Annotated in this window: 10 protein-coding genes and 1 pseudogene; 4 read left to right on the forward strand and 7 right to left on the reverse strand. The window is 58.2% G+C overall.

Annotated features, from left to right (window positions below; all coding sequences use genetic code 11):
* From NKI19_RS31920 to NKI19_RS31950, 7 genes are all read right to left on the reverse strand, one after another.
* On the reverse strand, positions 1 to 364 hold a 364-nt coding region (locus tag NKI19_RS31920; protein ID WP_352951278.1), incomplete at its 3' end, for a transposase.
* 88 nt (positions 365 to 452) lie between these two features.
* Positions 453 to 2,279, reverse strand: coding sequence for a CocE/NonD family hydrolase (locus tag NKI19_RS31925; protein WP_352567608.1), 1,827 nt, complete (start codon positions 2,277 to 2,279; stop codon positions 453 to 455).
* Positions 2,280 to 2,865: 586 nt separating this feature from the next.
* Positions 2,866 to 3,867 carry an ABC transporter ATP-binding protein gene (locus NKI19_RS31930; RefSeq protein WP_352567609.1) on the reverse strand — a complete coding sequence of 334 codons (1,002 nt, stop codon included), beginning with the start codon at positions 3,865 to 3,867 and terminating at the stop codon, positions 2,866 to 2,868.
* The gene (locus NKI19_RS31935) at positions 3,860 to 4,873 is read right to left on the reverse strand and encodes an ABC transporter ATP-binding protein (protein ID WP_352567610.1); all 1,014 of its coding nucleotides are present in this window, start codon (positions 4,871 to 4,873) and stop codon (positions 3,860 to 3,862) included. Before NKI19_RS31935 ends, NKI19_RS31930 begins: the two co-directional genes overlap by 8 nt.
* Positions 4,870 to 5,802: an ABC transporter permease gene (locus NKI19_RS31940; RefSeq protein WP_352567611.1), complete on the reverse strand. Its 933-nt coding sequence runs from the start codon at positions 5,800 to 5,802 to the stop codon at positions 4,870 to 4,872. Before NKI19_RS31940 ends, NKI19_RS31935 begins: the two co-directional genes overlap by 4 nt.
* Positions 5,799 to 6,800: an ABC transporter permease gene (locus NKI19_RS31945; protein ID WP_352567612.1), complete on the reverse strand. Its 1,002-nt coding sequence runs from the start codon at positions 6,798 to 6,800 to the stop codon at positions 5,799 to 5,801. Before NKI19_RS31945 ends, NKI19_RS31940 begins: the two co-directional genes overlap by 4 nt.
* A gap of 1 nt (position 6,801) precedes the next feature.
* On the reverse strand, positions 6,802 to 8,475 hold the full coding sequence (locus tag NKI19_RS31950) for an ABC transporter substrate-binding protein (RefSeq protein WP_352567613.1): 1,674 nt from the start codon (positions 8,473 to 8,475) through the stop codon (positions 6,802 to 6,804).
* Between the two features lie 1,025 nt (positions 8,476 to 9,500).
* Here NKI19_RS31950 and NKI19_RS31960 point away from each other — a divergent pair.
* The 4 genes and pseudogenes from NKI19_RS31960 to NKI19_RS31975 form a co-directional block, all read left to right on the forward strand.
* Positions 9,501 to 10,721: an ATP-grasp domain-containing protein gene (locus NKI19_RS31960; protein ID WP_352567614.1), complete on the forward strand. Its 1,221-nt coding sequence runs from the start codon at positions 9,501 to 9,503 to the stop codon at positions 10,719 to 10,721.
* Between the two features lie 453 nt (positions 10,722 to 11,174).
* On the forward strand, positions 11,175 to 11,858 hold the full coding sequence (locus tag NKI19_RS31965) for a hypothetical protein (protein WP_352567615.1): 684 nt from the start codon (positions 11,175 to 11,177) through the stop codon (positions 11,856 to 11,858).
* Between the two features lie 661 nt (positions 11,859 to 12,519).
* Positions 12,520 to 13,227, forward strand: coding sequence for a class I SAM-dependent DNA methyltransferase (locus tag NKI19_RS31970; RefSeq protein ID WP_352567616.1), 708 nt, complete (start codon positions 12,520 to 12,522; stop codon positions 13,225 to 13,227).
* Positions 13,228 to 13,954: 727 nt separating this feature from the next.
* Positions 13,955 to 14,318 (forward strand): annotated as a pseudogene (locus tag NKI19_RS31975) (hypothetical protein); the annotation flags it as partial.

Genomic DNA, 14,318 nt, shown 5'->3' on the forward strand with positions numbered 1-14,318 from the left:
GGTGACCGCGGATCTCGCGCACGCTCATGCCGCGCGCGTACATCGACACGATCTTGGCGTCGAAATCGGGAAAGCGGCGCTGATACTTTGCGATCAACTTCGGGTCGAAGGAGCCGGCACGGTCACGCGGGATCGAAAGTTCGAGCTTCGATGTGCCCGTCAGAACCGTCTTCTTCGAATGTCCGTTGCGCCGGTTCGCCAGTCCTGTGGCTTGCTCCTCGTCAAGATGATCGTCCAACTCGGCGTTCAGTATCCGCTCCGAAAGCGCCTTCTTCAGATCGTCGAGCAAACCGTCCTTGGCAAACAGCTCCTGCGGGTCGCGCCCGGCAAGCAACCGATCCAGTACTTCCTTCTCAATGGCCATGCGATGATTCTCCTTTCCGTCATCATGGCCTCACGCACACAATTCCTGACAGTCCCCCGCCGGCATCAGACGGATTCTTAGCACCCGATCACACTGGCACCACCGGCAGAACCAGCCGTGAGAGCGTGTTCGGACCTGAGAACACTGTATTTTTCGCGACCACGCCCCGGGTCTCTGAGAAGCCATCCCCGCCGGTGTTCATGTTGCGGTCGAACCGAGGAAAGTTGCTGGAACTGACTTCCAGCCGTATGCGGTGCCCCGGCGCAAACCAGTTGGCGGTCGCGTTCAGATCCACTGTGATCTCGTAGATTTGGCCGGGGTTGAGCAGTTGCGGATCCTTGAACCCGTCGCGATATCGCGCCCTGAGGATGCCTGTTTGCAACTGGATAGCGCGTCCATCGGGGTAGACATCTACCAGCTTGCCTGTGAAATCCGTATCGACCGCCGAGGAGGACACGTGCAGGACCATCTTGATCGGACCGACAACGGCTAACCCCTGCTGAAGGACCTCACTCGTGTAAACTAAGACGTCTTGCCGTGCCTCGACGAACCGTTGATCAGTCATTTCGACAGTCCAGGAGCGCATCTGTCCTGTTGGTGTTGGATCGTGCGGATCGTATCGGTATGCGTCCGTGGACGATGTATCTGGCGGGTTGAAGGAAAGCTGCCCGTCCCCGTTTAGGCTATTTGCCCCCTGTCGGCTCGAAATGTATAGATTCCAATATTCAGTCCCTGGGAGGGGCATGTCTTTGGCAGTCCGCCATTCGTTTTTGCCGTAAAGCCAATAAGTTACCCTAGGCATGTCGTCGATGGCGCCAAGCTCACCTTTGACCCAACGGTCGTTCCACTTTACCATGGCGCCCCAGAGATCGAAGCGAGTATCACCTAACTCAAGATCGCCGAACTGGAAGCTCTCGGTAAACGTATCGAAACTGCAGTGCCTGCCTGGCCCAATTATCAGAAATTGGTTGTCGCGGACTGTAGCATTGGCTGCATTGGTCCTGCCAAACTGAAAAGCGTCGATCGCCTCTCCAGGCTGTATGTCGTTCCAATTGTAGATCCACAGGGCCGGCGTATACAACTGGTCCTGTTCCGTAACAAGTTCGCTGTCCTCATACCAGTAGGATGACTCAGGCGGATGGGACATCGCGTTGTCGAAGTCCGTGGGTGGCAAGCCCGCACGTTCGAGAATACCGGCGATTGGCAGATCTGACATCAAGTTATCAATGTCAACCTTCGGCTCGGCACCCTGCCAGCGAGCGAACGAGGTAAGCATGCTTGAGTACTCGCGGGCCCCACCCGTGTAGTTCCAGAGCATAGTACAGCGGCCTACTCCGGAACTGAACGATCCTCCCGCTGACATTGGGGTGATCGCCTTCAAACTTGGTGTGCCGGTAACTCCGCCCACTACCTGCACGTGACCCAGATACGAACACCCCCACATTCCCATGCTGCGCGCGGACCAGGGTTGCGCGTCGAGCCACTTGGCCGTGTCCTCGAAATCGCACCGTTCCCACTTACCTGACCTAAAGACTCCTTCCGACTCCCATGTCCCACGGAAGTCTTGAGCTACCACGCCATAGCCCGCGCTGACGTAAACATCGACCGGGCCTGCGCCTGAGGAAGTGCGCTGCACCGTGCAGCTGTTGACCAGCGCCGAGGTGCTCTGCGTCACCCAGTTCGGGCGGAACTCGTTCTTGTCATATGGGGTACGAATGAGAATTAACGGGAATGGCCCGGGCCCGTCCGGCAGGTAAATGTCGGCGGAAAGCCTTACGCCGTCACGCATCGGAACCTTGACGCTTGGCAGGAATCGATGGCCGCCGCCGGCGTCATTCAGGCCTGCCGGTGGAAACGGCGGGAGTGGGGTGACCGCCGATGCACCTAGAGATGTATCTGCGGGCACCGCTGCCATTGTACTATCCTTCATAACATTCGCCTCCTGAAGTCGGTGGTCGGGTTTTGGCTGAAAAGCCTGAGTGGCTCGAAGTTGACCTTAAGTCCGCCAGCCAGCACGCACACCGGTGCTTCAGCGTCACTTTCACCGCAGCGCTTTCGGCTCCAAGATGATCGAGAATGGTCCGAACAACCGGGACGACGTCCACAACTTTGCGGCCCGGTTCGGGGGTTGACCCTCCGTAGCCTTGCCGATCAAACGTAACTAGGCGACAGGATATCGGGCCGCTAGCGATGTAGTCCAAAACATGTCTCAGCCCGGTGTCGGGGGTGCCATGAATCCCAACCACAAGCGGCACGTCGGGCGGCCCAATCTCGTATGCGCGTAGGGTTTTTCCCTCCGACAATGGAACGTCAAAGACGCGGGGAATCAGGTACGTTTCAATTAAAGTCGGTTGTTTCATCTTTTGTCCTATTAACTCGTTCTCTCTCCAACGATTTCTGAGTTTAGGTCGTTGCAAACCGACGCCTCGGAACGGACTAGCAACCGTCCTGAGTCAATCACGCGAACCGCTACTGCCGATCCGCCAAGCTCTCAAAGAGCATTATTTTGCGAGCCAGCATGCGGACATATGCTGCGGTCCCACCTCGACGGCTGGTGGCTCCTCTTGTCGGCACCGGTCGAATGCCCGCGGGCATCGGGGATGAAAACGGCAGCCCTTAGGCACTCGGGCGGCGCTCGGGATCTCGCCGTGCAGGGCTTTTATGCCTCCGCGAGGTCCGTTATTGCGAACACGAGGCGTGGCGTCTCGCAGAGCAATTGTATACGGATGCTGGGGATTTAGGGTGATGTCATCGGCGCCACCGATCTCAACCACTCGGCCGAGATACATGACCGCAATTCGGTCGGCTATCAACCATGCGAGCGGCAGGTCGTGCGTGATAAAGAGCAGCGCCAGATTCTGCTTGTCGCGAAGATCGATAAGCGTTTGGAGTATCTGGGCACGGATTGAGACATCGAGCATCGACACCGGTTCATCGGCAACGATGAGGTCCGGTTGGACAACCAGCGCTCCCGCCACGACGACGCGCTGTCGCTGACCGCCCGACAACTCTTGCGGAAAACGGGCGAAGAACTCCCCCGGAGGATTGAGCCCCGCGGCCGACAGAGCTTCGCTCACCCGCTTGGTGAGTTGAGCGTGGCTATCGACGAGTTTCAGCGAGCGCAATGGCTCTGCCACGGCATCGAATACAGTATGTCGCGCATTGAGTGCCTGGTATGCATCCTGAAAAATCATCTGCACGCGGTGCCGATAAGGTCGAAGTGCCGAGAAGCCCTGCAGCGCTGTTACATCCTCGCCATCGAACAGCAGCTTGCCACCGGTGGGCTGAACCAGCTTGGTGATGACGCGGCCAACGGTGGTCTTGCCGCTTCCGGATTCGCCAACCAACGCGACAATCTCGCCGCGGCCAATATTGAGGTCGACCCCATCCACAGCTCGCACGACGCTGCTCGGTCGTCCCAACATACTGTCGAACAGCCCGCCCTGGATGGGAAAGCCAACCTGCAGGTTCTCTAATCGCAAGATATCGGCGTTGTCAGGCATGAGCTTCTACCTTCGGCGCCTGCATGGGAGAGCTGTGAAGGTGACAAGCCACGCGTCCTTGCCCGCACCCTTCAAGTTCGGGGAGTTCGGTTGTACAAACCGGCATGGCAAACGGGCAGCGTGGATGGAACGCGCAGCCCGATGGCCGCTTCACAAGGGTGGGTGGATCGACAGGGATAGGGCGCAACACCCGTTTGCCCTTTTCCGGATTTGGTATCGATTCGATCAGTAGCCGGGTGTATGGGTGCTTAGGGGCCGCGAAGATATCGGCGACGGTGCCATCCTCGACGATGCGGCCGGCATACATGATCATGACGCGGTCACAAGACTCGTGGACCACGGACAGGTCGTGAGTAATCAACATGAGAGCAAGATTAAGGTTCGATCGAAGTTCAACCAGCAGCTTAAGAATTTGAGCCTGGTTGATGACATCGAGCGCCGTGGTCGGCTCGTCGCCGATGACGATCGCAGGGCGACATGCCAGTGCCATGGCGATCATCACTCTTTGACGCATTCCGCCAGACAATTGGTGTGGGTAGGAGGCACCGCGGTCCGCCGGGATCCCGACAAGCTCAAGCAATTCCCTTGCTCTCGCGATCGCCTGGTCACGCGACATTCCAAGCTTCAGCATGCACGGTTCAGCAATCTGCTTGACGATGCGGTGAACAGGATTAAGCGCGTTCATCGCACCCTGGAAGATGACGGAGGTGTCGTTCCAGCGATGTGGTCGCATCGCTGCATCATCATCGATTGGCAGTCTGGCGCCGCGATAGCGCACCTGGCCGCCGCTGACCCTGGCGTTGGGCGACAAAAGTCCCGCGATCGCCATGGCAGTCGTAGTCTTGCCGCTGCCCGATTCCCCGACTAGCGCGACGGCTTCCCCGGCACGTAGTTCAAAGCTCACATTCTGAATGGCGGGCAACGAAACGCCCTTCAGCCCATAGTCGATGCAAAGCCCGTTGACGGACAGGAGAGGATCGGCGGCCTTTTGAAACATATCATTCATGGAATCACGCGCCGGCGCGGGTTGAAGGTATCGTCAAGTGCATTACCAAGCAGGACGAAGCCAAGCGCGACCGTGAGCACGCACACACCTGGTGCGCCGAGATACCACCAAGCTCCAGCACTCGCGGCGCCAGCCCGCTGCGCCAGGGAAAGCAAAGTGCCCCATGAAGGCTGCAACGGATCACCAAGGCCAATGAATGAGAGCGCGGTTTCGGTATAGATCGCGCCGGCTACCACCAGCGCGCCATTGGCGGCGATCTGCGGCACGAGGTTAGGCAGAAGATGCCGTATCATGATGCCGAGATCGCTAGCACCGGCGACCCTTGCGCGATCCACGAAGGGCCGCTCTCGAAGCGAGAGTGTCTGACTGCGAATGATGCGAGCCACGAACGACCAACTCGTCAGACCGATAACGACAACGATGACGAAAAGAGAAGTCCGGAAGCCCAGGATCTCTCGGCCGCGCCCCACGACCTCCACAAACACGGGCGCAATGACCAGCGCCAGGACGAACGCCGGGACGATGAAGAAGAAATCGGTTATGCGCATTAGCCAAGTGTCGACCCTGCCGCCGAAGTAGCCTGACGTTATGCCCACTGTTGTCCCGACGACGAGACTGATCATGGTCGCTATAAGCGCGATCGTCAGGGAAATGCGCGCGCCATGGACGACAAGATTGAGTACATCCCGCCCCGCTTCGTCGGAGCCCAGCAAGTGTTGCGTATCAGGTGACGTCAGGAAATCGCCGCTTGCGGTGGCTGCCGTTTCGAGCGGTCCGACGAGCGGACCAGGTATTGCTGCCAAGACAAGGAAGAAGGTCAAAGCCACGACGCCAACCCAAGCGCCGCCTCGCTCGAAGAGCCGGCCCAGGAAGTCTTTTATTGCCCGCAGTCGGGCGCCACGACGAGATTCCGCTACCACTTCGGTCATTGCCTCACCCTCGGGTCAAGTAGGCCATAGGTCAGGTCGGCGAAGAGGTTAGCAAGAACGATCGAGGCGCCGAGCAACAAGAAGACACCCTGGAGAACTGGATAGTCTCGAGCATTGAGGGCCTCGACGGTTAGACTACCGATTCCCGGCCAGGCGAACACGGATTCAACGGTGATGGCACCCGCCACCACGTAGCCTAGATTCAGAGTCACCAATGTCACAACAGGAAGCATTGCATTGCGGAAGGCATGACGCATCAGCATCTGGCCATTGGTCAGTCCCTTGGCCCGGGCCGTCACCATATAGTCCTCCGCCACAACATCACTCATGGCAGCCCGCGCCACCAGCACGTATTGGCCAATCAGCCCCAAGGCTACCGTGGAGGCAGGAAGCACGAGATGCCCTAGATAATCGGCTAACGAGTCGAGAAATCCGGGGCTGCCGCCGGGCGAATATGCGCCATAGCCGGGGAGCCAACCCAATCCCGTGCTGAAGACCACAACCAGGACCATGCCAAGCCAGAACGATGGTGTCGAGTACAGCGTCAGGGAAGCGCCGGTTGCGACAGTGTCAACGATCCCGCCTCGGCGCCAGCCAGCGTAGATGCCAAGCATGACGCCGCAAAGGATTGCGATAATCTGAGCCACGCCGACGAGCGCAATCGTCGCAGGCAGCCGCTCCAGCAGAAGGTCTCCGACCCGCTGGCCACTGTATTTGAAACTATACCCGAGGTCGCCACGGAGTGTTGCCTCCATGTAGTGCAAAAGCTGATCAGGAAATAGCGGTCGATCAAGGCCCCAATTCCGACGCTGCGCCTCTATCTGCTCGTTGGTTACTGCAGTTCTAGCACCTCCCAAAAGAAGATTTGTCGGGTCACCGGGAACGATCCGGAACAACGTGAAATTCAGAACCGCCACCATCAGAAGTGTTACGACAGCCCTGAGGACGACTTGCCCGATCCGTCGGCTCGGCCCACTACCCTGGGCATTGGAGGTCATGTTAAACCGGCTTCAGGCGATCGAACGGAAAGTAGCTCCACATCGAGATGATGTCCTTCGTCCCCCAACCTTCGAAGCAATCCTTGCGACGGGCTTCGAGCGTGAAGGGGTAGCACAGGACGATGTAGGGTGCCTCGGCGTAAATGAGGCGCACCGCCTGTTCGAGCAGTTCCTGGCTCTTCTTGAGGTCGACGGTGACCTCGATCTGCGACAGGAGGCTCTCGAATTTTTCGTTTGTCCAGTACGACCTGTTGTTGGTGCCGACTGCTTTGCCGCTGCCCAAAATGAGCAGATCGGAAGGGGCGGGAGATAACCAGTTGCTGTCAACAAGCAGGTCCCAATCACCGCCACCATTCTCTGGAGCTCTCCATCGGGTACCGAACGCGCTGTCGTCGAGTTGACTTACCGAGACAGGAACCCCGAGTTGCCCCAACCAGCCGACGATAAGCTGTAAGACGGTGATTGGTATCGAGCCGTTACTTCCCCCTCCGGATGAAGTGATCAGCTCGAGCTGGAAGCTCTTTCCCTCCTTGTCCTCCCGAACACCATCGCCGTCTTTGTCACGATAACCCGCAGCGTCCAGCCGGCGGCCCGCTTCGGCCAGATCGAAATGGCGCCTGATGTCACTTAGGTCCGAGTAGTAATCCGTCGCCGCCGGGAAGACGAGCCCCACGCCGGGGTCGGCGTGTCCACGCATTGCCCGATCGACGATCGCCTTCTGATCGATGGCGTAGCCGATGGCATCGCGGAATGCCGGATCCTGCAGGGCCTTGGTGCTGCCCGCCCCCTTTCCTGCCAGCGTGTTGAAGGCGAGGAAAACCCGATTTTCGGTGCGGGATTCCCCGACGACGATGGCAGGATCCTTCGAGAGGTCCGCCCACTGTGCGGCCATCAGCCCAAATCCATAATCGAGGCCGCCGCTCTTCAGGCCCTGGGCGATGGAATCGACCGTAGGGAATAAGTTCAGGATCACGCCGGCCGCGGCCGGTCGCCCCGTGCGAAAGTATTGATTTGGCGTGAGGCGGGCAAACTGGCTGCGCCGGAATTCTGAAACGATCATGGGCCCCGTGCCCACCAGAGGCGGGTTGTTGGGGAAGGTGCCCCGCGCATCGGCGTAGCTAATGTCCTTCCAGATGTGCTCGGGGACAATCATAGTCGTGTTGTCGATAGGCCAGCGGGTTGGAACCTTGGTCACGATCTGCAAAGTCCCGTCGTCGACGGCCGTGATAGACTCGACGTGCTCCAAGCCGCTCGTGTTGTTCCAGCCCACGTTTAGCTCGTCGGGCTTACCCATGGAGTCTCGGAGATAATTGTAGGTGAAAGCCGCGTCTTGAGCCGTGGCTGGCTTGCCGTCCGACCACTTCAAGTCCGGCCAGATCTTGAAGTTCCAAGTGAGGTTGTCTGCGCCTACGGACCACTCCTTTGCAAACCCTTTCCTGTCGGAGTGGCGCTGGGCGTCCACGCCTACCAAATAGTCGTAGGTGAATGCCGTCGGCCAGAACGAGCCCCATGTTGAAAAGGGATTCATCGAGCCTGGGCTGGACGTTGCGCCTAAGCGCGCGATGTGATCATCGCACGATCCTGCAAAGGCCGATGAATTCAACACCCAGGGCGCTGCCGATCCCAAAAGCATCGCCTTGACAACGGAACGGCGACTAAGCGACCCCTCGTTCATTCTATCCTCCCCTCTTTACCGACTTTTGCCGGCGTGCATTTGGGATCAGGATAAATTTGCCACACAACAATTACGCATCTAAATTCCACGAACTTTGAAACGGGGACGGCATTGTTCCTACCCCACTGACGCGAATCGATGAATCGGATCGAATCTCGCATGGCAGCCATTCCCATCCAGTCATCTCCAAGCGCGGTAACCTTGCTTGCGCGCTCCCATCGCCGGTCTCGCCATAGCGGCGATAACTCCCGGCCGTCGAAATCCCGATCCGGAAGAACTCCAGCGTTGCGGAACGGCGGAGCGGCTGGAGGTCCAGTCGCTGCATCGGGGGTCGTTCAAAGCTGGTGGGCGCGGCACGACCAACAAGTTGCTCCATGCTGAGGCGCGGCACGACTATCGCACAGGGCGCCGCAAGCGCGAGCAGGCTGTGGAGGCATTGCTCGTGATCCGGACTTCATGGCCGGCAGCCGCTCCGCCGCCTGCCTGCGGAGATGCAGGAGGAATGGCTCGATCTCGACCGCCGTATCGAGCGCTTCGGACCGAGAGTTCGTCAAACTGGCCCGCAACGATGCAGCCGCTCGGCGTCGTCGATCCCCGGTATCGGTGTTCTCAATGCCACCGCTCTCGTCGCCGCTGTAGGGGACGGGCCAGCGATATGCGGACAGGGGCCTGAGACTCCGGGAGAGAGTCGGCTTCGATCTGCACTGGGAAGATAGCGCTTGTTGCAGATCGGCGAGGTGTTCATCCACCTCAGTCTAAAGCCATGTTGCCTTACAACCCGTGATCGTGACATGGCCGCGGACTGCGTTCCGCGTTGTCCAATGTCTGACGATGTCGGACATTGGACGTTCCGGTATGAGCGCCGTCTGTTGTTTGAACACGATTCTCCCCTTGGCACGGCGCATGCAAAGAAATCTGCAAACGTGTCAGCGGACTCAAGGAGAATCGTGTTGGAGGTCAGAGACAGCCTGATGCCATCGCGCCTTGGAACGCCGCTCGGGACACCAAATGGAGGGTTATAGCCGGTGGCAAGTGAAGCGCTCATCTTGTTTGAAGGCCACACAAGGGGTGTTGGCCTACTATACGTGCAAGCCGCCAAACGTCTGGGCCTTCGTCCAATTAACTTTTCGGCAGATCCAACTCAGTATGACTACCTTGCGGCGGAAAAAGTCGAGACGATCCGTGTCGATACTGACAGCCTCGATGCGCTGATACGAGAGTGTTCGCGGCTAAGTGCCACCTATGACATTGCTGGCATTACGACATCCGAGGAAAACGTCTATGCGACGGTTGGCAAGCTCTGCCGGCATTTCAATTTGCCGGGGCCGAACCCTGCGTCAATTGAACGATGCTGCGACAAGTTCACTCAACGTCAGATCCTTGCGGACGCCGGTGTTCCAATACCTGCTTATTATTTAGCAGCCAATGCGAGGGCCATAGAAAGCGCAGCCGCGGAGATCGGTCTGCCGGTCATTCTTAAGCCAGCCGTCGGCTGCGGCAGCCGGGGTGTCCGGTTATGTCGCACCGCCGATGAGTTGGCCGAATATACAAGCTATCTTTTGGGCGGGAACCACATTTGGCAATCTTCGCCGAGGATACTGGTCGAAGAGTTCGCGCAAGGGCCCCTTTATGGCGCTCAGATAATGGGAAATGAGGTCATTGGGATTTGTGCCGCTGACTTCGGCCCTCCACCGCACTTCGTCTATCGTGAGTTCACCTTTCCAGCCGCTCTGACCGATAAGGAGCATGAGCGTATCGCCGATATTTCACTGAGCTGTCTGCGAGCACTCGGCCTGGGCTGGGGGCCAACAAACATAGAACTCCGGTGGACGAAGCGTGGCCCAGTCGTCATTGAAGTTAATCCGCGTCTTGCTGGCACGCCCGATCCTCAATTGGTTCAGTTGGCTTATGGCATCGATCTCATCACCGAGCACATCAATCTTGTCGTCGGCGATGAATGCAATTTGCGCAGAAGGCATTCGCAGACTGCGGCCGCGCGGATACTCCTTCCTGATCATGACGGTACTCTCGATTGGGTCGGTGATAACAGTCTTCCGGCTGCTGTACCAGGTGTTGCCGAGGTCAAATTGTATGTTCAACCTAAAACGTCCATCATCAGGCAAGGCGATACCCGGGACTGGCTCGGACATGTCATCGCCGCTTCGCCGAGCCATGCTCAGACTAACACTGTTCTTCAGCGTGCCGTTGACCTGGTAGGTTTGTCGATCACCCCATTTCCGCCGTAAGCGCATTTCTCATGGAGGTAGTGAAGGAAACGCTCGGTCTGCCTATCGAGAGATTCCGGTCTTTGCTCAGGAGCCATGTACACTTGCGGCGCTATGGCGGCCGCCGCCACGAGTTTCGGCGGAGCGATCAATGAACACCGGTCCGGCCTAGTGTAGCCGCTTAGCTCCTCGTGCAGGCGTGATGTCACCGTGGTTCTCATATCGAAATGCGTGCGGCCGAGCAAACGGCATGAAAAGCAAGGATTGAGGTGAGGCGCCCGCCCGACGCCCACGAGGTCGCGGACGCGTCACCGCCGAAGCCGACATAGTCGACGTCCGGCAGTTGGCCGCCAGCTAGCGACGGCGCTTCGGAGCATGAAGAGGTGTGCCAGCAATCAGATCTCGTAGTATCGGTGCCGGCCTGTGACATGTAGAAACTCCGCTTTTTTCAGCGCATTAACAAGGGGTATTGGCGTGCAAAGCAACGTAACGACACTGGAGATTTCGAAGTACATTTGTGCAGCAGACGAACTGGGGCGCAAGTCCGGTCTCCACATTACCACGGGCGACGATTTTGAGCAGTATGTCGGGATTACCCGCAGAATCCCCGGAAAGTTTCCGACGTTTCCAAGCTTTCGTCCGGACTGTTCTGACCTTCAGTCTGGAACGGCGTTTTGGATCATCGGGCGGGACCGGGATGGAAAAGTAGCGCATGTCCAGGCAATGCGTTTGGATGATCTGTCCAACACAAGCCTTGCTGAGCACCTTGGGTCGCTCAGAGCATGGTTCGCGGATCCAAACCTCAAAGCCAGCCCAGGTTCCTCGTGTAGCTGCTACGCGCCGAGTGCTCGCAGGATAACCGGGCTGGTAGCGTATCACGGCGACGTCTGGTTGAGGGAGGACTTTAGAGGCCGCGATCTTTCAGCCTTTATTGGTCGCATTGCGTTTGGACTGGCGTGGGCTAAGTGGTCGCCAGATTTTATTTACGCGCTGGTCGCGGACTGGCTCATCGAAAACGGCGTTGTCGATCGCTACGGCTATCTTCATCAAGAACCGCAAGGATCAGCCCTTCGCTTGCCTTCACAGGGAATAGACGACGAAGATTGGCTCGTTTGGCTTGCGCGGGACGAACTGTTGAAGCAGATTTCACAATCATAGGGACTATTGACGTAAAGCGCTTCGAGCCTGCGGCGTTTCCGTCTGGACGAATGCGCCTGCATTACGCCGTTGTGACGACGGGCATAGCGCACATCGCGCCCAGCAGGCATGCAACTTGCTGCTGTGAGATTTGCCAGTCAGGCGTCTGCCGGCTTTCGGAGATCAGCGGCTGGATGACAGCTTGTCGAAGCTGAGACCGGTGGGCTAGCGACGGCGACTCCCTGGAGATTCGAGAGACGGCCATGGGTGCTCCGCAGCTACTGATCAGACATGGACGACTCTCATTACGACCTCCGGTATCTAACCGCGCTCACCGCGTTCGAGGCGTTGGCGCGGCGTTTGTCGTTGAAGCGCGCGCCGTTCACTCCGAGACGAACTCAGCATGAAGAAGCGAAATGACCAAAATTGAATGTCCCGCAGCTGGACGACGGGCCTGGCTCACAGTGGCAATCCGCAAAAACGTCCGCTCGTTGAGCCGGCTTCGCTTGTAGACGGGAGGGATGGGGTGATGGCGAAGGAAAGACGCTGGGCAAAGGCGGGTTTGAAATTTGGCAACGACGAGCTTCGAGCAGGACTGGGCAGCATGTTCTTTTGAACAGGCAGTTCTTGGCCCTCAGATTCCGAAGGTGGCCAGCTTGCATCTACTCTACACGAGGAATTTATGAATACGTTGGCCGACCAAAACGCACTTCGACAAGCCGCGCAAAAGCGGATCAAGGCATCACATGCGCTCGACGGTGACGCCAAACTTTTGGCCGGATATTATCGTGGCTGGGCTGGGTCCTACGAGTTGGACCTCGAGCGCGAACACTACCGCAGCCCCTTAATCGTGGCTGAAATGGCGGGCGCCGTGCAAGCGGCCTATATCGGCAGAGAACGAGCAGCCATGACAATCCTGGACGCTGGCTGCGGTACAGGCCTAGTTGGCATTGAACTGGATCATCTCGGCTTCCGTTTGATCGACGGATTTGATCTCTGCGAGACGATGGCCGAAATGGCGAGGCAAACCGGCATCTACCGCCATGTCCAAGGGGACGTTGACCTCAATAGACCACTCTCGGACTATTCCGGCGCGAGCTATGATATGACCGTGTGCTGCGGCGTCTTCACACTTGGACATGTCCGGCCGCATGGCCTGCGCGAGTTGGTCCGCGTGACGCGCTCGAACGGATTTGTGGTGGTAAGCACTGAAAGGAGCTATTCGGAGGCAACGTCGTTTGAAAATGAAGTGTTGTGTCTCCAGCAGGCGGGCGTCCTTACACCAGTACAATATCTGAGCAACGCAAGATACATCGGGGAGGAGGACGCGCACTATTGGGCGTTCCGAGTCCATCGGGGGCCCGACGGCATAGGCGATCACCTCGCGTAGAAGATCGGAATCCACGCGCTTCTTCATAAGCCTGCAGGTTATCATGGCGTCGGTCCGGTGGTTTCTCAGCGTGGCTTCGATAAGCCGATAAGCACAGACGCTACCCACTGTGCTGCCGGGCCACCCCATGTTCCGGATGTCACCTTCTGTGATAACCCTGTCCGGTTCAAGACGTCCATGTTCGGAACCCGACTTATTGGGGCGCAAGTATTCCGCCGTTGCGGCGCGAACCTTGGCGTTGAGCCTCTTGCACGCACGGCCTCTTAGGTGGCACGCCAATTGCGTAAAGCAGGCTGAATGATCCGTCTCTGGCCGAGGAGGTCTATAGAATCTTGCTCGAACGATCCAGATCAATGCGACAGACGCTGCACTGTTGGGTGCGGTCCAGCCAAATTGAGCTTTGCCGCGTACCTCACAGGAGCCCGCTGTCATCCGCCCAGCAGCGGCATTGCTCCTGTCCCGTCTGGAGGGTGCGAGCGCGGGGTGTCACCACCGCCTCGTCGCGGCTGATCGCGAACGGATCTGCAGAGAGGTCAGGGTTCGGCGGCAGCAATCAATTAGCAGAGCGTCAAGCTCACCGAGACACAGGTCACCCGGTTATGTTGCAGCCAGAAAAGTCAAGTGTCGCAAGCGTAGCGCAGCGATCGACGCCGAAACGCGAGCCCTGTTCCGACGATCTCGCCTGCCGGCGGCAAATCACATGTTAACGAGCCTGAAGGGAGGCGATATGTCAATCCACAATCCCACCCATCCCAACGGCCCCGTAGGAAGGGATGCGAGCATCTCGACTAGAGAGCTTGTAGCAGCAGCAGCCGACGAAGTTTGGAGGCCATACTTTTATCACCAGACATTCGATGGCGCAGATGCGGCTGAGATTATCGCCGAGGACGGGCAGCAGCTAAGGGTTCATTCTAGCGACGCTCTTTGTTGCGGCACATTCGGCGAGTTGCTGCAAGGCCAGTTGCCGGTCGGCTGCGTTCCCCGGGATCCTCACTTCTTGGTCACGATGCCCATCGCGCTTTTTGCGCGAGCTCACTTCATCCCGATTGCAGGCACCCGATCCGTAACCGTTTATCCGTCACACAAAGTGA

The sequence above is a fragment of the Mesorhizobium sp. M0751 genome (assembly GCF_040320265.1).
Classification (GTDB): domain Bacteria; phylum Pseudomonadota; class Alphaproteobacteria; order Rhizobiales; family Rhizobiaceae; genus Mesorhizobium.